General features: G+C 67.4%; 16 protein-coding genes and 1 pseudogene. 7 read left to right on the plus strand and 10 right to left on the minus strand.

The annotated features are described in order from the left end of the window. Positions 1 to 24: 24 nt before the first annotated feature. Positions 25 to 1857 (plus strand): glycosyltransferase, encoded by a 1833-nt coding sequence (locus tag B9D87_RS13870; RefSeq protein ID WP_007776827.1) that lies wholly within the window; start codon positions 25 to 27, stop codon positions 1855 to 1857. 11 nt (positions 1858 to 1868) lie between these two features. Continuing rightward, the gene (locus B9D87_RS13875; protein WP_007776829.1) at positions 1869 to 2912 is read left to right on the plus strand and encodes a glycosyltransferase; all 1044 of its coding nucleotides are present in this window, start codon (positions 1869 to 1871) and stop codon (positions 2910 to 2912) included. 8 nt (positions 2913 to 2920) lie between these two features. Here the strand turns inward: B9D87_RS13875 and B9D87_RS13880 are convergent. Continuing rightward, positions 2921 to 3405: pseudogene (locus tag B9D87_RS13880) on the minus strand (glycosyltransferase). After that, complete coding sequence (locus B9D87_RS13885) at positions 3402 to 3857, minus strand: glycosyltransferase family protein (RefSeq protein ID WP_007776834.1); 456 nt, start codon at positions 3855 to 3857, stop codon at positions 3402 to 3404. The pseudogene B9D87_RS13880 and the gene B9D87_RS13885 overlap by 4 nt, the downstream one beginning before the upstream one ends. Positions 3858 to 4325: 468 nt before the next feature. Here B9D87_RS13885 and B9D87_RS13890 point away from each other — a divergent pair, with 468 nt between their 5' ends. Continuing rightward, positions 4326 to 5450 carry a Gfo/Idh/MocA family protein gene (locus B9D87_RS13890; RefSeq protein ID WP_007776837.1) on the plus strand — a complete coding sequence of 375 codons (1125 nt, stop codon included), beginning with the start codon at positions 4326 to 4328 and terminating at the stop codon, positions 5448 to 5450. Next, entirely contained in the window at positions 5447 to 6322 is an 876-nt protein-coding gene (locus tag B9D87_RS13895) for a hypothetical protein (protein WP_007776840.1), read from the plus strand. Before B9D87_RS13890 ends, B9D87_RS13895 begins: the two co-directional genes overlap by 4 nt. 27 nt (positions 6323 to 6349) lie before the next feature. On the opposite strand, the gene B9D87_RS13900 is transcribed toward B9D87_RS13895, so the two are convergent. The 6 genes from B9D87_RS13900 to B9D87_RS13925 form a co-directional block, all read right to left on the minus strand. After that, on the minus strand, positions 6350 to 8065 hold the full coding sequence (locus B9D87_RS13900) for an FAD-dependent oxidoreductase (protein ID WP_007776842.1): 1716 nt from the start codon (positions 8063 to 8065) through the stop codon (positions 6350 to 6352). Beyond that, the gene (locus tag B9D87_RS13905) at positions 8062 to 8988 is read right to left on the minus strand and encodes an aldo/keto reductase (protein WP_040632061.1); all 927 of its coding nucleotides are present in this window, start codon (positions 8986 to 8988) and stop codon (positions 8062 to 8064) included. The genes B9D87_RS13900 and B9D87_RS13905 overlap by 4 nt, the downstream gene beginning before the upstream one ends. Positions 8989 to 9004: 16 nt before the next feature. Continuing rightward, positions 9005 to 10078: a glycosyltransferase family 4 protein gene (locus B9D87_RS13910; RefSeq protein WP_080598658.1), complete on the minus strand. Its 1074-nt coding sequence runs from the start codon at positions 10076 to 10078 to the stop codon at positions 9005 to 9007. After that, positions 10053 to 11561, minus strand: a complete 1509-nt coding sequence (locus B9D87_RS13915; RefSeq protein WP_007776850.1) for an O-antigen ligase family protein — start codon at positions 11559 to 11561, stop codon at positions 10053 to 10055. Before B9D87_RS13915 ends, B9D87_RS13910 begins: the two co-directional genes overlap by 26 nt. Then, positions 11558 to 13024, minus strand: a complete 1467-nt coding sequence (locus B9D87_RS13920) for a tyrosine-protein kinase domain-containing protein (RefSeq protein WP_007776853.1) — start codon at positions 13022 to 13024, stop codon at positions 11558 to 11560. Before B9D87_RS13920 ends, B9D87_RS13915 begins: the two co-directional genes overlap by 4 nt. Before the next feature lie 193 nt (positions 13025 to 13217). Further along, positions 13218 to 14897 (minus strand): hypothetical protein, encoded by a 1680-nt coding sequence (locus tag B9D87_RS13925; protein ID WP_052002590.1) that lies wholly within the window; start codon positions 14895 to 14897, stop codon positions 13218 to 13220. Positions 14898 to 15232: 335 nt separating this feature from the next. Between B9D87_RS13925 and B9D87_RS13930 the strand changes: the two genes are divergently transcribed. After that, positions 15233 to 16027: an FkbM family methyltransferase gene (locus tag B9D87_RS13930; RefSeq protein WP_007776857.1), complete on the plus strand. Its 795-nt coding sequence runs from the start codon at positions 15233 to 15235 to the stop codon at positions 16025 to 16027. Between the two features lie 24 nt (positions 16028 to 16051). Here the strand turns inward: B9D87_RS13930 and B9D87_RS13935 are convergent, their stop codons facing one another. Next, positions 16052 to 17917, minus strand: a complete 1866-nt coding sequence (locus tag B9D87_RS13935) for a putative bifunctional diguanylate cyclase/phosphodiesterase (RefSeq protein WP_007776860.1) — start codon at positions 17915 to 17917, stop codon at positions 16052 to 16054. 197 nt (positions 17918 to 18114) lie between these two features. Then, positions 18115 to 19788 (minus strand): hypothetical protein, encoded by a 1674-nt coding sequence (locus B9D87_RS13940; protein ID WP_007776863.1) that lies wholly within the window; start codon positions 19786 to 19788, stop codon positions 18115 to 18117. 389 nt (positions 19789 to 20177) lie between these two features. Between B9D87_RS13940 and B9D87_RS13945 the strand changes: the two genes are divergently transcribed. Together B9D87_RS13945 and B9D87_RS13950 are read left to right on the plus strand one after the other, a co-directional pair. Continuing rightward, on the plus strand, positions 20178 to 21359 hold the full coding sequence (locus tag B9D87_RS13945; protein WP_007776865.1) for an NAD(P)/FAD-dependent oxidoreductase: 1182 nt from the start codon (positions 20178 to 20180) through the stop codon (positions 21357 to 21359). Beyond that, positions 21356 to 22267: an RNA polymerase sigma-70 factor gene (locus tag B9D87_RS13950; RefSeq protein WP_007776870.1), complete on the plus strand. Its 912-nt coding sequence runs from the start codon at positions 21356 to 21358 to the stop codon at positions 22265 to 22267. Before B9D87_RS13945 ends, B9D87_RS13950 begins: the two co-directional genes overlap by 4 nt. Positions 22268 to 22307 lie beyond the last annotated feature (40 nt).

The raw sequence follows: 22307 nt of genomic DNA on the forward strand, positions 1-22307 counted from the left end.
GAAACCCCGGAAGCGGCCGATCACGTGACGCGCACGACGGATCGGGCATATCTGAAGCGCCCGGCCAACGACCCACCCCCCTTGCCGGCGCACCGATCGCTCGCGGCGCTGATCGTGAGCCACAACGACCCCGAGCTGCTCGAAGCGTGCCTTGGCAGCCTCGCCGAGCATCTGCCCGAGGTGCCGGTCTACGTATCGGAGACCAACGAGGGTGGCCTGGACCGGGACCGACTGCACGCCCGGTACCACGCGGTGCACTGGGTGTCCGGGCCGCCGAACCCCAACTTCGCCGCGCGCTTCAACGGGCTGGTGGAACACGTCCCCGGCGATGCAAACCTGTTGCTGTTCAACGCGAATGCACGTGTGTCGGGATCGTTGGCCAGGACCCGAGAGTTGCTCCGCGGGCCCCGGGTGGCCGCGGTCTCGCCGATGGCGCGCGACGGCGGTGCACCCGGTCGGCTGGCGCGGCGCTTCATCACCCGGCGCCCGCCGTGCCTGGCGATCAACCGCGCGGCCTGGAACGCCCTCGGCGGCTTCGATGAGGAATTCTTCTGCTACGGCGAGGCGGCCGACTGGCAAGCGCGGGCCCGCGCAGCGGGTTGGCGTGTCCTGTCGACCGACGAGCCCGACGTCGATTGCGCTGCGACCGAAGGACCGGCCGTCACCGACGCGGAAGACCGCCGCCGTCGCGATTTGGCGCGCGCCAACGCCGCGCTGCTGCTCGAACACCAGCACGGCGTGCACCGCGCCGACGTGCGGTTGGCCGGAGCCACCGTGCTTGACCGGTTGCGCCGCGCACAACGGGCACGCGGGCGCACGGACCTGCCGGCGATCGTGATCACCACCAACCGCCTCGTCTACGGTGGAGCCGAGCGGCAAAAGGCGTTGCTGGCAACGGAATTGGACCGACGCGGCTACGCGGTCACCATTGCCTGCATGCAGCGGCTGGGCCCGCTGATCTCCGAGATCCCGGACACGGTGCGCGTGGTGCGCCAACCGTGGTGGGCGCCGATCGTCGACATCCCGGCGGGCCCGGCGGTGGTCATCACCGGCGATACCAACACCGAAGTGGGATTCGGGAGTGTGTGGCGCGCGGCGGGACGACACCGGCACTGGTTGGTCGCACCGCATGTTCCGCCCGAGGAGGACAGGCCCATCTACTCACGGGCCCTGACCGCCGCGATGCGACGCGCGGACGGCTTCATCGTTTTGGCGCAACGGCATTGGGACATGCTGCTCGCACAGCATCGGCTTTGGGGAAGGCGTTTCATCGCACCCAACGGCGTCGCCGACATCGGAGATCCGAGCCCTCGGCACCGAACCGGCGGTGAGCCGCTGCACCTGGTGATGCTGTCCCGCATCGTCGAGCACAAGAATCCCCACCTGCTCATCGAGGCGCTGAGCGACCTGGCCGGATTGCCCTGGCGGTTATCCATTTTCGGCGACGGCCCCGATCGAGAGAGACTGCAGGCGGCAACACCTGCACAGGTCGGCAAGCGGGTTCACTGGCGCGGATGGTCGGCGGGCCCCGGGCCGGCCCTGGCCGACGCGGATCTGCTCTGCGTCCCGAGCCGCTCGGAGGCCTTCCCGGTCGTGATTCTCGAGGCGATGTCGCGAGCGATACCGGTTGCGGCGTCGGCGGTGTGCGCGGTCCCGGAAATGTTGGACTTCGGCAGGGCCGGATTCCTGGTCGAGCCAGTGTCTGTCTCGGGCTGGCGTGAACAGCTGGCGCGGATCCTGACGGACCCGGGCGCGCTGCCATCGGTTGGACGACGCGGCTACGAGCGGATGCACAAGCACTACACCGTGGAGGCGATGGCCGACGCCTACCTCGATGCGATCGGGGCCGTGCTGTGAATACGCCTCGGGTGCTTTGGCTTTCGCCGTGGACACGCCCGGCCGTACGCGTCCAGGCCGAAGCGCTGCTGCGCCACGGCGCCGATGTGCTGTTGGTGACCTCGGACCAGCATCCGGAGTCCGATGCCGCGCGCGATTACGAGTTGGTGCTCGACCCCAGATTCCGCACCGCCGCAACCTGGCTCCCGACCCTGAGGGCCTGGCGTCGGGTCCGCGAATACCAGCCTGACGTCGTGATCGCCGAACTGGTCCGGGACCCGCGCTGGATTGCGCTGGCCGGACGGGTCCCACGCATTCAAGTGGTGCACGACGACCGGCCACACGATCCCGACGAACTGACGCCGGCCTACGAACGCGCGGTATTCGACCGCTGGGGCGCCCGTTCAGCGGCCACCGTCACCTACAGCGACTACGTCGCCTCCGCCGTCGCGGCGCGGCGCGATATCGCCGGCACGCCCGTGCACGTCGTGCCTCTGGCCAGCGACCTCGACCTGGACCGCCTGCCGCCGTTCGTCGGGCCCGAAGGACGCCGTGATTTCGTCATGTTCGGCCGCCTCAACCCGTACAAGAACGCAGGCGTCGTGCTGGAAGCCTGGCAGCGACACGTGATCGGGGGCCGCTGGCGCGGCGACGACCTGGTTCTCATCGGCGACGGGGCACTGGACGCGGCCACGCTGCCCAAGCACACGCGCTGGCGCAACGGCAGCTTCCGCTACGCCGATGTCGTCGAGACGCTGGCCGCCGCGAAAGGTTCGATCGCCCACTATCGCCGTGCTTCACAAAGCGGCGTGCAAGTGCTCTCGATGCAGCTGGGCGTCATGCCGATCGTGTCCACCGCCGGTGCCCTGCCGGAGTACCAACCGCCGGGCTGCCCCCCGACCGGCGTCGACGACGTTGCCGGGCTCGCCGCCGCGTTCGACGCCCTGGCGGACCCGAATATCGCGGCGGCACAAGGCGCCGAGGCCGCGCGCCACTACACGCGGCGATGCTCCGTCGATCTGGTCGCCGACCGCTTGCTCGAGGTCATTGCGCAGGTGATGCGCCGACGGCACTGACGGACGACTCAGGCGAGTCCACGCCAGAACGTCTCCAGCCACCCGGTCAGCTCGCGGGCCGGGCCCAGCGAATCGGCCGGCGCCCCCGGGACCGCGTCGCCGCGATCGCTGCCGGCAGCTCCTCCATTTCTCGGACCACGGTGGCCAGCCCGCCCGCCTCGAGCTTCTCGGCGAACGGCAGCTGGTGCTCGTCGACATGCTCGCCGAGCCGGGAGCGACGGGGGACCATCACCGGATGCTTGCCCTGCTCGATGCACAGCAAGGTCGATCCGGCGCCGGCGTGGGTGACGGCCACGGACGCGCGCCGTATCTGCTCGCATACGTCACCGAAGGACAAAAAACGTTCGAACCGGGCGTGCCGCGGCTCATAGCCGCAGGTTCCGAGCTGCACGAAGAAGTCCTCCCCGGCCGTGCCCGCCCGGGCCAGCTCGTCGACCGCACGCGCCAGCCGGTCGAACGGATGCACCTCCATGCCCATGATCACGAAGATCACACGATCCTCCCGTGGTATTCCGCGCCGGGGATGCGGTCGACCAACTCGGGCCATTGCACCAGAAATCGGGAAGCGAAAGGCTTTACCATCCGGGCGGTGAGGGAGAGTTCGGTGATGCGGGTGATCGACTCCACGAAGACAGTCGGGATCCGCAGCAGCCAGGCCAGCCAGAGGAAGGGGGCGGCCACGCCCGATCCGGTGGTCAGGATCATCGCGGGCCGGTGGCGGATCAGAAGTCGCAGCGCCAGCACCAGATTGCGCAACAGATTCGGGACGTTGCGGACGGTAGGGTGCGCCGCCCAGTAAATCTCTTCCTCGTCGCGCAGCAGGTACCGGGCGTCGGCGGTCCCGAAACTCACCCAACACCGATCCTTGTCCTGCCAGAAGTCGCGCAGGCAAAACATTTCGTAGATATGCCCGCCGGAGGACGCGATGAGGAGCAGGCGGGCCATGTCCTCCCCATCTCACGCACTCGCGACCAGACCTCGGCCGCACGACGAAAACTTTCACTCCCCGCCCCGCGGTGGATGGGCGAGGCGGCAGCTCAATGGTAATGAAGCCGCCCTCTCCCCAATCGCGTTCTCGCATATACCAACGAAACTCGGCCGGCGCGGGCCGATGTCGCGGCCGGTGGCCTCCGTCGGGCGACGGCAATGAGATCGACGAGATCGCCGAAATCCACGGCCCGCCGATGCTAACGTCATCAACGTTGCGTTGAGCGCCGCCAAGCAGGCGGTCTCACTGCGTACGAGGACAGGGATGCCCGGTATGTCTCGATAGCCGTCGGCTGCGCGGCGGCCGTGGTGCATCCACGCACACGGGCGCCGATCACCCGAGCAAAGCAAGGTCGATTCCTCCTGCCCAGCCGGCTCGACACCTTCGCTGCACACGTCGCGACCGAAGAGTGAAAGGCGCACACAATGATTCGAACGGCGCTGGTCGGTCTCGGAAAAATGGGGCTGTCGCATCTCGCGATCCTGCGCACGCACCCGGACCTCGACGTGGTGGGTATCTGTGATTCGGCCGGCTATGTCCGCGATGTCCTCGCCAAATACACCGGCCTGGACTGTTACGACGACTTCGACCGGATGCTGGCGGCCACCCGGGCCGAAGCGGTGGTGGTCGCCGTCCCGTCGCGGCTGCACGCGCCAATCGTCGAAAAGGCGCTGACGGCCGGGGCACACGTCTTCTGCGAGAAGCCGTTCGTGCTCGACGTGACGGACGGCGAGCGGCTGGTAACCCTGGCGGAGACGCGTCGGCTCGTTACCCAGGTCGGCTATCACTGCCGGTTCATCGGTTCTTTCCAGGAGGCGGCGCGGATCGTGGCTTCCGGCGCGCTGGGACGCATCCACCATGTCCGCGCCGAAGCGTACGGCCCGGTCGTGCTCCGGGCAAAGGGAAGCACATGGCGCGGCGTGAAGGCCGAGGGCGGCGGCGCCCTCTACGACTACGCTTGCCACGCCATCGATCTGATGAACTTCGTGGCCGGCGTGCCGCATTCGGTCGACGGGGTGGTCCGCCACAGCGTTTTCTCGCGGGACGTCGACGATGAGGTCTACTGCACCATGCGATATCCCGGCGGCGCGACCGGCCAGCTCTGCGTGAACTGGAGCGACGAAAGCTTCCGCAAGATGTCGACGAAGGTGTCGGTGTGGGGAACCAACGGCCGCATCACAGCCGACCGCCAGGAGTGCCAGATCTACCTTCGCGAGGCACACCCTCAGCTTCCCGGGTTCGGCAAAGGTTGGACCATCCGATACACGACCGACCTCACCGAGGAGGTGTGGTATTACCTGCGCGGCGAGGAGTATTCGGCGCAGATCGACTACTTCGCCAACAGCGTGAAACAGAACCGGGTGGACGGCCAGAACACATTTCGCTCGGCGCTGGACGTCGACCGCGTGGTCGACATGATCACCGGTAGCACGGGCACCACGGTCTCCGTGGCGCCGCCCCGGGGTGCGGCGAACGGATCCCCGCGCGGCGCATTCCGGCGTGAGATCGTCGCGCGCATCAAGAGACTCGCCACCCCGAAGGCATCGTGACCATGGACCGCGTGCTTTTCGGAGACAACCAGTTCTTCGGCGTCAATCACATGTCCGAGGACAAGGCACGGGCACAGGCGATACGGTTCCAGCATCTCCCCGCTGTGCTCGCGACCCTGGACGACGCCTATCGGGAGGGCATCCGCACGTTCGTCTGCACCACCCACGATCGGGTTGGTGAGATCTGTGACCACTTCCGCGCCAACCGAACCGAATACCCCGACTATGTCTTCTACCCGTGCATGCCGTACGCGCACAAGTATGCCAATGCCGTGACCGAGTTCGGCATCGTGGAGGCGCTCCGGAAGTTCTTGCCGGACAACGGGGCCGTGAGATCGATGTTCAAGGGCGGCGTCGCGATCGCCGGCAAGGACGTCGAGCCCTTGATGCAGCTCTTGGTCGATGCCGAGATGAAGATGTTCGCCGGAGTGTCGACGCCCGTCATCTTCATCCAGAACGTGGTCACCGATCTGCTGCTCGGGCTCGGAATGGACGAGGCCTTCCGGCTGTTCTCCGACCACGTCAGGCTCAAGTACAACGCCGAGCCGGGTTTCATCACGATGAACCTGCCCAGACTCCTCGATGCGCTCGACAGGCAGGGCATCGAAAACCCGATCGTCTGCGCTAATTTCAACAAGATCGGATTCCGGATGTGCGGGGGCGTCGAGCTTTACGAGCAAACCGTCCGCGAGCGGCAGTGCCGGCTGATCGCGATGTCCGTACTCGCCTCGGGTGCGATACCGCCACGGGAGGCGATCGAGTACGTCTGCAGGCAGCCGCAGATCCAGTCGATCGTGTTCGGCGCGTCCAGCCGCACCAACATCGCGCAGACGAAGTCGCTCATCGACGACATGTGGCAGGCTGCGACGTGATTCCTCAGGGGTAGCACCAGGGAAGAGTCAGGGCATGTCGGTGTGCGCCCCGAACTCGGATTGGCTGCACGGCTTTCGCGCGTCGGCGAGCCGCCGGGCAAGCCGTACGCCCAACGCGATCCCGACCAGCGTCGGGTTGGCCTGACTGGACGTCGGCAGCACCGACGTGCTCGCAACGTAGAGCCCGCGCACCCCGTGGACCTGTAGCTGCGGGTCCACGACGCCGTCCTGCGGCGAGTTCGACATCCGGGTGGTTCCCGCCTGATGGAAGCCGGTCCGCTTCGTCATGAACGCCCGCACCGCGCCCTCGACGTCGTCGGTCAGCCACTCCACGTGGCCCACGCCGTGGCGACGAAGGTGCTCGTCGATCGCGACGATCGCCCTGCGCACGCTCTGATAATCGGCCTCCGAGAAGTGCATGTGGGTGCGAATCCTCCTCATGCCCAACGTGTCCCGCTCGTCGGTCAACTCGACGCGGCTCTCCCAGTGCGGAAGATGCTCGCCGTGGTACTGGAGTAGGTAGCGATTGTCGGCGCTCTTGATGAAGAAACCCGGCGCCTTCCTGCCCCTGCGGAGAAACCGGGCATAGCAGAACGCGATCGCGAACCGGACAGAGGGGATCAGGTCGCGCACGATATTGCGCAGGTGCGCGACGATTCGCGGCGATCCGTCCGTCTTGGTGTGTGCCTCACGAATGGCCCCGGCCAAAAGGAACCGGCCGACCGGCGAGATGAGAGTCAGATAGACCCCCGACAGTATCCCACTTCCGTGACCCGGGTCGCTGATCGGCGGATTCACCAGCCAGACTGCGGCGTTCGGCATTCCCGCTGCACGGAGCAGATGCGGATCGAAGGTGAAGCGCCGGCGAATGTACACGCCGTCGTTGTCCCGTTCGTACGCGTAGAGGACCTTGTCCGTGGTGAATTGCACGCGCGCCACCCGGCTTTCGACGTGCGCCATATACCACCGTCCCAGGTGGCCGCCGGCATTCCCCAGCCCGCCGGGGTGATGGCGGTCCGACGCCAGCAGCAGTCGGGTGGCCTCCAGACCGCCCGTCGCGACGACGTAGTCCGTCGCGATCACTCTCCCCCGCCGCCCGTCGAGCGTCTTGACCACGAGGTGATCGACGCGGTCACCGGTCGGCGCGGCCACGATCTCGGTGCACGTGAGGCCCGTCCACAATGTGAGCCCGGGCGTGCCGCGCAATGCCGCACGGTATTCGCGCCCGAAATGCGTTGGCAAGGCCCAGCGCTCGAGGTCTGTGGTGCGCACCTGGCCGTCGGGAAGCCCATCGATCATCTCGCGGTGCGCGATTTCGGGGATATCGCGCGCATTGAAGGCCGCGTGGCCGCAGACAGCCCAGTCACAGGCCCTCTGCAGATACGGCTCGACATCGTCATGCCCGATAGGCCAGGGGGCCTGCGCGGTGATCGGCCGACTCTCGAAGTCGATGGGGTCGAACTTGACGCAGCGCCCGCCCCACAACGCCGAGGTTCCACCGACCTGCCGGCGGACCGTGAGCTCACTGCGCGAATGGAAGTAGTCGTCCTGGCGCGAATCGAAACTCGCCAACGCCTGCGTCGCCTGGTCCGAGCGTTCAAGGCCACTTTCGATGAGTGTCACCTGCACGCCCGCGGCCGCAAGCTCGAGCGCTGTCGCGATGCCGATCGGGCCGGCCCCGACGATCACCACGTCGCCCTCGATCGTCATGTCGGACGCGAAGTCCTTTGCGCCGAGGATCACGCGGCAGACCCCTCTCGAAACTCCTTGACGAGCGCGAGGAACCGCGTCACGGTTTCCGCGTCCGGCGGCGACGACACGGCGGATGCGGCCGCCGCAACCCGGTGTGGCCGGGTGCTGCTGTAAAGAATCGCCCGGCAACCCGTTGCGGTGGCGGATGATCCGAGGATCAGCGTGGCAAGCACGCCGGGAGCGAGGGGGTCGGTCTGCAGGGCTTCGCGCCAACGCCGCGCCAACACCGGATCCGCCCGCAGCGCAGCCGAGACTTTTCGGTACGGCCCGCTCAGCACGCCGAACGCGAGGTCGGCGGTTCGCGGTGCCGGATCGAGGAGATCGCTGCGCAGCTGATTGACCCCTTCGGGCGCAAAGGCTTCGGAGAAATCCGCGTCGAGCCCCTCGTCCTGCGAGACGCCCCACGCTCGAATCTTTCCCTGCCGGCGGGCGCGTTCGAAGAACTCGCGGAGTTCATCGCCGGCCACCGTGTCGCCGGGTCGCGGGGCGTGTACGAACAGGATGTCGACGTAGTCGACGCCGAGCGCGGCGAGGCTTTGGTCGAGGCTGCGTGCAGCGCCCGCCGCGTCGTACAGCCGGACGGCCGCGGAGGGCGCCTGGCGTCGCTTCACGGTGCGGCGGAGCGCGGGCGCCTTCCGAAGCAATGCCCTGGCTGGGCTTTGGAACCGCGCGAGGCGCCGAGCCGCGCCGCCGACATCGATGCCGAACTTGGTGGCGATGGTCACGCTGTCGCGATCGACCGTGCGTAAAAACGCCCCCAGCTCTGCCTCTGCCCTGCCCAGCCCGTACATCCGCGCGATGTCGAAATGGGTGATACCGCCGGCCATCGCGCTGGCCAGCACGGCCATCCGCTCCTTGCGGGAGGGCGATCGCATCAAGGCCGCGCACCCGAAACCGATTGCACTGACCGACAATTGCGGCCCGTTGAGTTCAACTTGCCGCAATGCCACAGCCCTCATAGATCTGGCGCAGCCGCGCATCGATGACCTCGGGGCTCCGGGTGGCCGCGACGTGCTGCCGACCTCGTAGCCCATCACGCTCGGCCAGGGCCGGGTCGCGTAGGTAGCGCCCGATCGCCGCGGCCAAAGCCGGCACGTCGTCGAGCGGAACGAGCATGCTCGGGTCCGGTGTGATCTGCGCCGTACCGCCGACGGCCGTCGCCACAAACGGTCGCGCACCGGCGAGGGCCTCGGTCAGGATCATCGGCATCCCCTCCGCCGACGACGGCAGCGCAACCACTCGAACCGATCGAATTAACTCACGCACGGCGTCGGGATGTACCGGGCCTTCGACGGTCAGCCGTTCCGTCGGTGGCGGCGTGTAGTCGTCGATGGGACCGACTATGCGACAACGTCCTTCGATGCCCTCGGCGAGCAGTAGTCGCCACGCCGCGACGAGCCTGTCCACGCCTTTCCGATGCCCGACGGCGCCGGCAAACAGCACCACCGGCGGCGTCGAGCCGGCCCCGGGAGCCTCTCGATCGATCATGATCGGGTTCGCCACGATGGTGGTCGGTATCGTGGGCGCCACCTCGGCAACGGCGGCGGAGGCTTCGGCCGACAAGGTGATCACGTGGTCTGTGAGCTGCAGCGTGGCGCCCACGAACCGAGGATGCGATTGGGCGAACTCAGGAAAGTCGGAGCCGTGGACGGTGGCGATCACCCGCAGACCGCGCGCTCTGGCCAGTCGGATCAACGATCCTTCCCGCAACCACGCTCCGCCGTTGGAGATATGAAAGTGTGCAATGGTCGTTCCCGCGACCCGGGCCAGCACCAATCCCGCACGCGCGGTGAGCAATAGGCTCTTCAGATGGCGACGCGGCCCTGCCCACGTCGAAAGGACCCGGATTTCGTCGGCGCCGATGTTGTGATCGCGGATGATCCGGATCACCGACTGCGTCCCGCCGATGCTGTACACATCGGGCCCCACGTGGATCACCGCGAGCTTGTCCGGCCGCCCGCTCGGTGGGCGAGCCCGATCAGCTGGAGGCGGCGGCACCGACATTGACATGAGCTGTTGGGCCTAACTCGAGAGTGGGCGCCGGAACGGGGTCGACGTCGTCCTGATTTCCGTCACCGCTTCTGCGTCGCAGGCCGGCGAATCCCATCGCCGCGCCCAGAGCCAGGCCCAGCCCCAGGGCGTCCATCGGCATCTCCGGCAACGGCCAAACGGCAGAAATCGCAAGCAGTCCGGCGGCGACCGCCGCGCTGATCTTCGCCGCCGCCGGCGCGCAGCGCAGCGCCAGGATCACCGGCGTCAGCGCGAACAGCGCGAACACCGCCATGCCCACAGCCCCGGCTTTGGCCAACCACCACAGGTAGAAGTTGTGGGAATAGGCGGGATAGAGGTACAGATGGAACTCGTCATCCCCGGTCGGCGGCTGATACACGTATCCCAGGCCATGGCCGAATACCGGGGCGGCTGCGATGGTCTCCTTGAGCAGGTTGATTTCTCGCAGCCGTTCCAGCGCCGAATCATCCACGGCGAGTGCGGTTGACGTCACCCCGCCGAGCACCCGCTGATTGAAGGCGACGAACTGGTCGCTGAGCCATGCCCCGGTCTTCGAGCGCTGCAACAAAAACAACGACCCGGGCACAGTCACCGCGATCAAGGCCATGCCGACCGCGGCGGTCGTGATCGTGCGGCGCACCGCCGCCCAGCTCAAGCTGCCGAGCAGCGCTACGGCGGCCGCCACTCCCATGGAGATCAGCGTGTTGCGGGAGAAGGACAGCAGCGAAATGCTCAACGCCGGCGGTCCCAGCGCGAGATACATTGCGGGCCTGACGCGCGCGACGATCGGGGCGGCGACCAGGGCGGACAAGATGGCGGTCGCCGGAGTCTGGGTGGTCAAAATGATTCGGACGGCCTGACCGGCACCCGTCGTGCCTTCCAGACTTTCCGCCCGGCCGGCCAGCCGGATGGCGAACAGCGAGCTCACAATTGCCATGCCGGCCGAAAACCACAGAATCACGATCATGACCCGGATCGCGAACTTGACGTGGCCGCCGTAGACGACCAACAACGCCAGGACGAATCCGATGGCCATTTCGAGCATGGCAGACGATTCACGCATCACCACCAGAGCGGCGTGTCCGGTTTCGAATCCGGTGATCGTGGACCACAAAACCGTGAGCACCAAGATGCCCGGCAACCAGAAGTCGCGCGCTCGCGGTCTCAAGGATGGGATCAGGTAGCAGATCGCGAGAAGCGCGGCCACGTGGTAGGCGTAAACCGTCACGGGGCCAAAGACTTTCCCGACATGCAAGCCTTCCGGCAGCGCCGCGAAGGCCCCGAACAGCGTAACCGCGACCATCCCTTCGGGTTTCACCCAGTAGACGACCACGCAGAACAACGCGGCGGTCAGCAGCACACCCTCGGTGGTTCGGCGCACCGAGAGCACGCCGAACGCAAAGCACCCGAACACGAATATCGCCAGCAGCGTTCCCTCCACCGCCAGGCGATGACGAGCCCGCAGGTAGAGATTCACGCCGACCCGCTCGCCTTTGACCGGTAGGCGCGGTCCGCCGCTCTGATGTGCAACGACTGACGCGCGTCGATCAGCACGGTGCCGACAACCTGTGCACCGGCCGCGCGCAGGGCCGTCAGCGCGTCGGTGAGTTCGTCGGCGGTGGTGCGGCGCGCCCGCACCACCAACACCGTGGCGTTGACGGCGCCGGCCAGCAGGCCGGCGTCGGCGGTCGCGAGGACCGGCGGCCCGTCCACCACGATTCGGTCAAAGCGCGACGACAACTCCTGCAGGACCCGGTCCACCACTTCCGGCAAATACGCGCTGACAGGTAAACTCTCGCGGCGCGCGGACCTGGACGCAAGAACGAACAGCCTCGAAATGGGGGTTGGTTTTACGGCATCGCCGGCGATCTCGGGGTTGGCCAGCGCGTTACCCAATCCCTCACCCGATTCGACCCGCAGTAATCCGGCGACGACGTGGCGGCGACTGTCGCCCTCGACAAGCAGTGTGTCCTCGCCCATTTCGGCGAGGGCGAGCGCAAGGTTCATCGCCGTGGTTGTCGTGCCTTCGCCGCCGAACGGTCCGGCCACCAGGACCCGGCGGGCTTCCGGTCCCATCGCCCTGAGCAACCTGGTGCGCATTCCCCGGATGGCGTCGTCGGATGCGGCATCGGTGCCGAACCGCGGAACCTTGCCGCGCTTTCCGGGCAGCTCCGCCAAAGTCGGCACCCCGGAGACTCCCTCCAGCTTCTCCCGGGTGCGAATGGTGCGGTCGCCGGCCTCGCGGGTCAGCGCGACCGCGATGGCAAGTAGCACACCGGCGATGAACCCGATCGCCATGTTCCGCGCCGGCACCGGCGACACCGGAACGCGCGGTACCCGCGGCGCCTCGACCACGGTCGCCCGGGCTACCGGCAACGGCTTGCCCGTCGGGCCGAGCGCGGCACCCGGCAGGTCCGAGGGCTGGCCCGGCGGAGTGGTTGTCTCGGTCACCTCGGGGCGCGGTCCGGCAGTCACCGGGGCGCCGACACCGGTCGGAACCGAAGTAGGACTGATTGTCGGAAGGATCGCGCTGAACTGATTGGCCATGGCACCCGCCAGCGCGGCAGCGCGCGCAGGATCGGTGTCCTTGACGCTGATGGTGAAAAGCTCCGATTTCGGAGTGTATTTCACTTGGGTCTGGCTCAGCACATCGTCAGCGCTGGCCGAAAGCTGGAGCTGACGGATTGCGCGCTCAGCCACGATGTGTCCGCCGGCGATTTGGGCGTACGACGACAACCGTTCTTGTGCAGCCTCCGTGCCGCTGTATAGCTCATTCAGGTCGGTCGCGCCCGAGAACGAGATGAGGACCGTGGCCGACGACTGGTAGTGCTTGGTCTGCAACGCAGTAACGAACGCGGCGCCGATTGTGCAGGCCAGCAGCGCGGTAATCGCCAGCTTCCAGTGCGTGCCGAGAATCCGGACGAAGGTACGGAAATCCATCGGCTCATAACCTTTCTAGAAGCTCATGACGCGAATCGCGTCATACAGATTCCCAGCACCGGCCGCGCTCATCCATTGCAGATTATGCAGCATCATCACGCGGGAATTGCCGAAATCGCCACTCCTGCCCTGCCGCGTGGTCAGCCGCTAGCCAAGCCTTGCCCAGCGAACCGGTACGCCCCGCGTGCCCGCATCACGGGGCACGGGTGGGCGCATCCCGCGGGAGGTCGAGTGTCGCAATCGGATAGCACCCGGAGCCGTCACGGCCCGCGCGGGCCAGCCGCATGGGCGGATAGTTGACCACATTCGACGCGCCCGGCTTGTGCTGGTGCCAGTCCACCGACGCGCACAGCGTGTAGTGCCCCGGCGCCAAGCCGGCCAGGTCGACGTGAACCGACTCGGTCGTCGAACTCGGGACGGGTTCGTTACGCGAGCCGTCTCCGAGTTGTCCCTGAACCAACGACTTCAGCGCCACCGTCGCGGGAATCGAACGGATCACCGTCCCCGAGAAATCGACAAGCCGGTAGCCGGGGACCCAGTTCTCGGTTGCCGCGGCGGCGCCAAAATTCGTCCAGGTGACGGTCAGCGTCGCATTCCCGTCGCGCACCGATGTCGATCCCTGTCCCGCATCGGCCGAATATCGGTATCCGGCCACGACGTTGGCCTGCGCCCACAGCAGGTATAACGCCGGATCCATCGGAGCGGTGGAACTGACCGCCGGAAAGTTGTAGCTCGATGTCATCGACACGTGGTACTTGACGACGTCGTGCAGGCCTTTTTCGTAATAGGCCCGCGGATCGGTACCGTCGGGCAGCTGGCACCATTCGGTGATCACCAGCGCCGACGCCATCCGGCTTTTCAGCGCGCCCACCAGCGGATCTTTTGACTGCACGTAGTGCGAGCCGTCCTTCTCCGCCCATGCAGGCAGCGGCGGCTGAACTCCGAGGCAATCCGCGCGGATACCCACTGGCGCGGACAGCTTCTTCGTGACGTCGTCGGCGAGCAACTGGCGAACGATTTCCGGGTTCAGGGCCGTCGTCACCAATTGTGTATGAGGAAAGGCATTTACGGTCGCCGTCACCAGCTGCCGAATGGATTCGGCGGTGATGCTCTGGTCGCGGAATTGGCTGTAGTACCCGAGTTTCGCGATGCTGTCGTCAGGTGCCGGTCCCGGCGCGCCCAATGTGTCACGCAGATACGAGATGTGGTTTTCGCTGAAATCGCCGTAACCGGAGAACTCGAATACGCTCAGCCGCTCGTCGCCGTCATACCGGCGGCCCAGCGCACCCAACAGCTGACCGAAGGCGTTCAGGTAGTTCGGGTCATTCCAGTTTGGAACGACCTGCGTCACTCCCGGTGTCCACCAATAGTGTTGCGGACCTGTGTAATTGGTGGCCGCGGAGCGAAGCCAGTCGGGCATGGCGATGTTGGTGTTGTTCGCATAGGTGTTGTCGCAGCAGGAATTGTAGGCGACCACGCGAAGCGTCAGCCGCATGTTGCGAGAGGCCAGTTTCGACAACGCGTCATCGATCACGCTGAAATCGAACTTGCGATCGTCTGGAGCGTCCGGTGGCAGCGTGCTCGGATCGGTGGGCTGCAACTGCCGCCACGGCACACGCAGACTGGCGTCATACGACGCCGGCCACGCCGGATACCGCTGCTGCGCGCGATTGCCTTGCGGGAACAGTGGTTGCAGGAGATCTTCGTACTGTCCGCGCAGCGGATTGGATACGTCCTGTACGGACAACGGTATGGCAGGGCTGACGATCGCGGTCAACGGCGCAGCGTCGCCGCCATGACTGCACCCGCTCAGCACCAGCGCCACGCACGCGCCAACGACGAAGATGTTTCGGTGTCGAATTGTCCGGACCATAATCTCTTGTGCTAAATGACGTTCGACGACAACGGCTCGCGGTAGGCGAGAAGCGACACCGACATGCATCGGCCTGGACACACCGTCTCCATCAAACGCATCGACTGCTGCCTCTCTGGTGATTCGCGTTTCGCTACCGTCGTTGACCCGTTGGTTGACGTCACGTTGTCGTGCGGGATGTCGAGGGTTACCACAGGCTATAGCCCGGGCTGCGACACCACAGGCAAATGCCGGGGCCTGTCCCGGAGTCCGTTACCGCGCGCGCAGGTCACCTCGGTGAGCGGCACCGTCGATTAAGCTGGTGGCTCCGCGATTCGGGCAGGAGATCACCCCAGATGGCTGTCGCACGCTCGCTGAAACGTTTTCTCGCGCCCGCGGCAACGACGCTCGCACCGCGCCTGTTCTGGCGTCGGAAGTTCCGCATCCTGCAACGCCTGGGGCAATCGCGCCCGGACATCCGGTTGGTGGCGTCGTTGTGTGATCCACGGCTGATCTCCGTGGACATCGGGGCAGATCTCGGTGAGTTCACGATCGCGATGTTGGCCTCGTCGCGCTCGGTGATCGCCTTCGAACCGCGGCCGGCCCAGGCCCGCGACCTGACAACCATGTTCGGCGTCGTCGGCGCCGCCGTCCGAGTGGAAGCCGTGGCGTTGTCGGACGAACCGGGCGTGACGGCCATGCGGGTGGTTGCGTCCGAACCGGGCCGCAGCACGATCGAGGCCGGCAACAAGCTGGGCGATGTGGACGGCGGCAACATCGAAAGCATCGACGTGCCAGTCAGACGCCTCGACGATCTGCACCTGACAGACATCGGCCTGATCAAGATCGACGTTGAGGGCCATGAACTCGCCGTGTTGCGCGGTGCCACAGAAACTCTCGCACGTCACCGCCCGGCGGTCGTGGTGGAGGCCGAGGAACGTCATCATCCCGATTCCATCGCGCAGATCACCCGGCTGCTGCATGGACTGGGCTACGCAGGTTACTTCGATCTGGATGGCGTCCGGCGGCCGATACGAGAATTCGACCCGGCACGGCATCAAGATCCGGCCAACGTCGGCAGCCAGGAGGACGGTTGGGCCGGCCGCGGCGTCTACGTCAACAATTTCGTCTTCTTGCCCGAGAACGCCTAGGCGGCGACGACCACCGTTGCGATGCTAGAGCGAACCCAGCGACGATGACTCGCGATCGGCCAGAAACGGCATCGGCATCCAGCGCGCGGACAGCAACGCCTCCATCGCATCCCCGGCGATCGGGCGCGACAGCAGGAAGCCCTGCGCCCGGTGGCAGCCGTGTTGCATCAAAGTCAGTGCGGCAGCGGGAGTCTCGACGCCCTCGGCGACCACTTCCAGGCCGAACGCCTCGGCCAGCCCGATGATCGCGCGGACTATGGCCAGGTCACCGGCGTTGGTACCCACGTCGCGGACGAACCCGGCATCAATCTTGAGCATGTCCACCGGAAGGGACTTCAGGTGGGACAGAACGGCATAACCGGTGCCGAAGTCGTCGATCGCGATCTGCACGCCCACATCCTTGAGCTCCGCCAACGTCTTTCGCGTGGTATCGATGTCGTGCACCACCGCGCGCTCGGTGATCTCCAGGCACACCGACTCGGCTTCGATGCCGAACTCGGCGATGGTGTCGGCGACGCTCTCCACGAAACCGCGGCTGATCAGCTGAATGGGCGAGACGTTGATGCGCAGCATGGCGCCCTGCCCGACACCGTTGGCCCGCCACCCGCTGAACTCGGCGCACGCGGTGCGCATCACCCACCGGCCCAAATCCGCGGCCAGGTTGGTCGATTCGGCGACACCGATGAACGCGTCGGGCAACAGCAGCCCCCACACCGGATGACGCCACCGCACCAGCGCCTCGGCGCCGACGATGGCGCCCGTCCACAGGTCGACCTCGGGCAGGTAGTGCAGGATCAGGCCTTCGCTGTCGATGTCGCCCTGCAGGTGCAGCTCGATGTCGTTGCGGAAGGCCCGTTTCAGGGACATGTCGTCGGTGGACACCGCGGTCTGGTTACCACCGGCGCGCTTGGCCGTCAGCACGGCCTCGTCGGCTCGCCGGAGCAGGTCGGCGCAGTTGTCGGTGCCCGGCGTGCCCACCGCCAGCCCGATGCTGACCGTCCGGCTGATCACGTGGCCGCCGATGGTGAGGCGGTCGCACAACATCGCCGACAGGCGACGCGCGAATGCCTCGGCGTCGTCGGAGGACATCGGCCGGTGCGGGATGACCACGAACTCGTCGCCGCCGAGGCGGGCGATCATGCTCTGGCTTCCCGCGCACTCCTCGAGGCGTTGCGCGAACATCCTGATGAACCAGTCGCCCGCGGTGTGGCCGAGGTAGTCGTTGATCGGCTTGAGGCGGTCGAGGTCGAGGTAGAAGACCGCGACTGGCCCGGGGCTGCCGGCCGCGAGGCGCTCGGTCAGATGCGCGACCAGCGCGCGGCGGTTGTAGACGCCGGTCAGGTCGTCGTGCTCGGCGAGATAGCGGAGCCGCTCCTCGGCGGCGATGCGGGCCTGCAGCTGAGCGAACAGGGCGGCGACCGCCTCGAGGGTGTTGATCTCGTCCTGTTTCCACTTGCGGGCGCCGAACTTGACGAAGCCGAGCACACCCGTGGTCGCGTCGCCGGACACCAGCGGCGCGACGGCCAGCGACGGCGACACCGGTGTCTTGCCCTGGTTCAGCGAGCGGCGAATCCAGCGGTTGGGCTGATCCGGCCGCGTCACCACCGGCTTGCGCTCGCGCTCGCACCGGGCGAGCACCGACTCGGCGCCGTGTAGGTCGAGATCGGCCACCGGATCCGGATCAGCGTCGTCGGTGCGCCGCGGCCACTCGGCCACCAGCACCGAGGCCGGGGCGTCCTGGGCGTGGTGTCGCAGGAAGCTGGCGTTTACATCGAACTGTTCGACGAGCTGCGCGAGGACCTTTTCGCTGACCTGGGTCGCGGTGGACGCCGTGGCCTCCATCAACTGGGTGGCGACGGAGGTGACCACCAGGTCCAGGCTGCGCGGCACGGGTCCTCCGATACGGGCACCTACGGCGACCCTTCCGATCACCCATCGAAGGGGTCCGATAGTTCGCTCGGTTGCTAGCTGGTCGAACGTCGAACCGCGCGGCGACGCGGCCGAAATCCGTCTGGAAACGGTATCACGCACGGCCCCGGGGATCAGGCGTTACGACAAGGCGCCGGCCGGCGCCGCGACGCGACCGCTCACTGAGCGTTTGCTGAGGCCGCGTCGCTCGGAATGTCAAGCGTGGCAATCGGGTACAGCCCGGAGCCGTCGCGGCCGTCCCGCGCCAGGGCCATCGGGGCGTAGTTCACCACGTGCGAGGCGCCCGGGATGTGCTGTTGCCAGTCGACCGAGGCGCGCAGCGTGTAGTGGCCGGGCGCCAGGCCGGAGACGTCCACGTGCACCGACTCGCTGGCCGACTCCGCGACCGGCTCCTCGCGCGACTGGCTGGATTCGTCGTGGACCAACGTCTTGAGGTTGACGGTCGCAGGCAGGCTGCGAACCACCGCGCCCGAGAAGTCCACCAGCTTGTAGCCGGGCGCCCAGCGCTCGGTGGCCGCCGCCGAGCCGTAGTTGGTCCAGTCCACCGAGATCGTCGCGACTTTGCCCTGGATCGACTGCGATCCGGGCTTCGCCTCCACCGAATACCGGTAGCCGGCGGAGGTGTTGGCCTGGCTCCACAGCTGAAACAGCTTGGGGTCCATCGCCGACGTCGCATCGCGGTCCGGGAAGTCGGCGCTCGACGTCATCGACACGTGATACCGGATGACGTCGTGCAGGCCCTTCTCGTAATACGACCGGGCATCGGCTCCGCTCGGCAATCGGCACCACTGACTGATCACCAGCGCGGTCATCAGCCGCTGCTTGATCGCGTTGACCACCGCGTCGTTGGACCGCACGTAGTGCGAGTCGTTGGCCTCGGCCCATTCCGGCAGTGGCGACTGCACGCCGAGGCAGTCGGCGCGGATGCCGACCGGGGCCGCCAATTTCTTGCTGACGTCGTCGGCGAACAGCTGGCGGACGATCTCCGGGTTCTGCGGAGCCACCACCAGCTGGGTGTGCGGGAAGGCGTTGGTGTTGGCCGCGACCAGCTGCGCGATGGAGGCCTTGGTGATGCTCTGGTCGCGGAATTGGCTGTAATAGCCCAGCTTTGCCGCGCTGTCGTCGGGGGTGGGCCCCGGCGCGCTCAGCGAATCACGCAGGTATGGAAGCTGGTTCTGCCCGAAGTCCCCGTACCCGGAGAACTCGAACACGGCCAGGCGCTCGTCGCCGTCGTAGCGGCGGCCGAGCGCGGCCAGCAGCTGGCCGACGCCGGTGAGGTAGTCGGGGTCGTTGAAGTTCGGCACCACCTGGGTGACGCCTGGGGCGGAACCGTTCGGCGGCGCCGGGTAGCTGGCGGCCGACGGGCGCAGCCAGTCCGGGATCGCGATGTTCGTGTTGTCGGCGTAGGAGTCGTTGCAGCAGGACTTGTAGACGTACACGCCCAGGGTGAGGCGCATGTTGCGGCTGCCGAGCTTGGCCAGCGCGTCGTCGATGGCGCTGAAATCGAACTTGCGGTCATCAGGTGCGTCCGGGGGCAGCGTGCGCGGGTCGACGGGCTGCAACTGCCGCCACGAGACCCGCAGGCTGGCGTCGTACGACGCCGGCCAGGCGGAGTATCGCTGCTGCGCCGAATTACCTTGCGGGAAAAGCGGATTCAGCATCTCTTCGTACTGGCCCCGCAGCGGGTTGGGGATCTCCTGCGCGGTGGCCGGGATGGCCGGGCTGACCATCGCCGACAGCGGCCCGGGGTCGCTCTTACCGCCGCAGCCGCTCAGCAGCACCGCCGCGCACACGACAGCGGCCAGCGCGCGCTTCCTCGATGAGCACACCATGCGACGTCAGATCGCGCCCGACGACAGCGGCCCGCGCCGGGTCCGCGACCGTGCCGACGCCGGTGCGGCGCCCGGCCCGGCCAAAGCGGTCATCGTCGTCAAGGTTGCTTCTCCCAATACACACCGATGCGCCCCGAAGTGGCCCCATATTTCGCGCGTTCCAGTGGTGCGTGCAGGCGGCCCGGGGCAGGCCACGAATTGGCGTAGCGCAGCGTATCACGCGCGTTTCGGAACGGCTTCGCCGCAGCTCAGCGGGGGTAGACGCGGCAAATCGGCCCGCGGCGGCCGGCGCCACGCAGTGAGACGGGTCACAATTGCCGGCGAGCATGTCACGCTCGGCGGGTCTGCGGTGTCTCAAGGGCACAGGTCCTGACGAAAAGGAGACAGCCATGAAGGCCCCCGAAAGAACCCACGTCGTTGTTGTCGGCGCCGGATACGCCGGAACGCTGGCGGCCAACCGTCTGCGCCAGCGCCCGGACATCGACATCACGGTGGTGAACCCGCGACCGGTCTTCGTCGAGCGAATCCGCCTGCACCAGTTGGTTGCCGACACCGGCGCGGCGACCGCCGACTACGCGACGCTGCTCGGCGAGGGGATCCAGCTGGTGGTCGACTCCGTCGATCACATCGACACCGCCGCACGGCGGGTCGCGCTGGCCTCCGGCGCCGAGCTGACCTACGACTACCTGATTTACGCCGTGGGAAGCACCGGCGCCACGGCCTCGACAGTGCCCGGCTACGCCGAGTTCGCGCATTCGGTCTCCGACCTGGAAAGCGCGCAGCGGCTGCACTACGCGCTCACCGACCTGCCGCTGCCCGCGGCCATCACCGTGGTCGGCGGCGGGCTGACCGGCATCGAGACGGCCGCCGAGCTCGCCGAGGGCGGGCGCCCGGTGACACTGGTCTGCGGCCCGGTGCTCGGTCCGTCGCTGAGCAAGCGGGGCCGGCGCTCGGTGGCCAAGCGGCTGCGGCGACTGGGCGTCAACGTGCTGGAGTCCGTGGCGGTGGCCGAGGTGCGCTGGGACGAGGTGGTGCTGACCGACGGCGTGGTGCTGCCCAGTGCGGCGACCATCTGGACGGCCGGATTCGCCGTGCCGGATTTGGCGGCGCGCAGCGGGCTGCACACCGACCCGATGGGCCGGCTGCTCACCGACGAGACCCTCACCAGCATCGACGACGAGCGCGTCGTCGCCGCGGGTGACGCCGCCGCGCCGTCCGGCCAGCCGTTGCGGATGAGCTGCCAGGCCGCCGGCCCGATGGGCGCCCAGGCAGCCAACACCGTGCTCGCCCGCATCGCCGGCGACACCCCCGCGGCGCTGAGCCAGGCGTTCGTCGGGCAGTGCATCAGCCTGGGCCGCACGCACGCCACGTTCCAGATGGCCCGCACGGACGACACCCCGGTGAACATGTACCTGGGCGGCCGGGCGGCGGCTTCGCTCAAGGAAACGATCTGCAAGGGCACGGTGTGGTCGATCCGGCGGGAGGCGGCCAAGCCCGGTTCGTATCGCTGGATCAAGGGCGGCAAGCGGCCCGCGCAGTCCCCGGTCGACGAGGAGGTCGCCGCGCGATGACGCAGGCGCCGACCGGCAGCGAGCACGCCGAACGGTTCACCCTGCTGCGGCCACTGCTGTTCACCATCGCCTACGAGATGCTGGGCTCGGCCACCGAGGCCGACGACGTCTTGCAGGACAGCTATCTGCGGTGGGCGGCGGTCGACTTGGCGACGGTGCGCGACACCAAGTCGTATCTGGCCCAGCTGGTCACCCGTCAGGCGCTGAACTCGCTGCGGGCCGGCGCCCGCCGGCGCGAGGATTACGTGGGGCCGTGGCTGCCCGAGCCGCTGCTGCTCGAGGAGCAGGACCCCTCGGCCGATGTCGTTCTGGCGGAATCGATTTCGATGGCGATGCTGGTGTTGCTGGAGACGTTGAGCCCCGACGAGCGGGCGGTGTTCGTGCTGCGCGAGGTGTTCGGGTTCGACTACGCCGAGATCGCCGAGGCGGTGGGCAGGCCGGCGCCCACCGTGCGGCAGGTCGCGCACCGGGCCCGCGAGCACGTGCGGGCCCGGCGCAAGCGTTTCGACGCGGTGGACCCGGAACGCAACGCCGAGATCACCGCGCAGTTTCTGGCCACCGCGGCCGGCGGCGACGTGGAAGCGTTGATGACGATGCTCGCCCCGGACGCCACGTGGACGGCCGACAGCGGCGGCGTGGTGAGCGCCGCCCGCCGGCCGGTGGTCGGGGCCGAGAAGGTGGCCCGGGCGATCGCCGGGCTGATGCGCCGGGCGGCGGCCACGGGCGCGATGCGGGTGGACATGGTGACCTGCAACAGCGCCCCGGCGGTGCTGCTCTACCTCGGCGAACGGCTCGAGGGTGTGATCACGCTGGAGATCGCCGGGGACAAGATCACCAATTTCTATGTGATGCGCAACCCGCAGAAGCTGGCCGCACTGGCCAGCGCGCGCGACATCAGCCGCGGTTGAGCCCCGCGGCACCGCGGGTGCGAAACGCCGCCGCTCTGTC

Source organism: Mycobacterium colombiense CECT 3035 (assembly GCF_002105755.1).
Lineage (GTDB): Bacteria > Actinomycetota > Actinomycetes > Mycobacteriales > Mycobacteriaceae > Mycobacterium > Mycobacterium colombiense.

Bases quoted from the DNA above. Each gene is read 5' to 3' on its own strand.
- B9D87_RS13925 (WP_052002590.1), bottom strand. From the start codon at position 14,897: ATGGTCCGGACAATTCGACACCGAAACATCTTCGTCGTTGGCGCGTGC.
- B9D87_RS13910 (WP_080598658.1), bottom strand. From the start codon at position 10,078: ATGTCGGTGCCGCCGCCTCCAGCTGATCGGGCTCGCCCACCGAGCGGG.
- B9D87_RS13950 (WP_007776870.1), top strand. From the start codon at position 21,356: ATGACGCAGGCGCCGACCGGCAGCGAGCACGCCGAACGGTTCACCCTG.
- B9D87_RS13920 (WP_007776853.1), bottom strand. From the start codon at position 13,024: ATGGATTTCCGTACCTTCGTCCGGATTCTCGGCACGCACTGGAAGCTG.
- B9D87_RS13940 (WP_007776863.1), bottom strand. From the start codon at position 19,788: ATGGTGTGCTCATCGAGGAAGCGCGCGCTGGCCGCTGTCGTGTGCGCG.
- B9D87_RS13890 (WP_007776837.1), top strand. From the start codon at position 4,326: ATGATTCGAACGGCGCTGGTCGGTCTCGGAAAAATGGGGCTGTCGCAT.
- B9D87_RS13945 (WP_007776865.1), top strand. From the start codon at position 20,178: ATGAAGGCCCCCGAAAGAACCCACGTCGTTGTTGTCGGCGCCGGATAC.
- B9D87_RS13885 (WP_007776834.1), bottom strand. From the start codon at position 3,857: ATGGCCCGCCTGCTCCTCATCGCGTCCTCCGGCGGGCATATCTACGAA.
- B9D87_RS13930 (WP_007776857.1), top strand. From the start codon at position 15,233: ATGGCTGTCGCACGCTCGCTGAAACGTTTTCTCGCGCCCGCGGCAACG.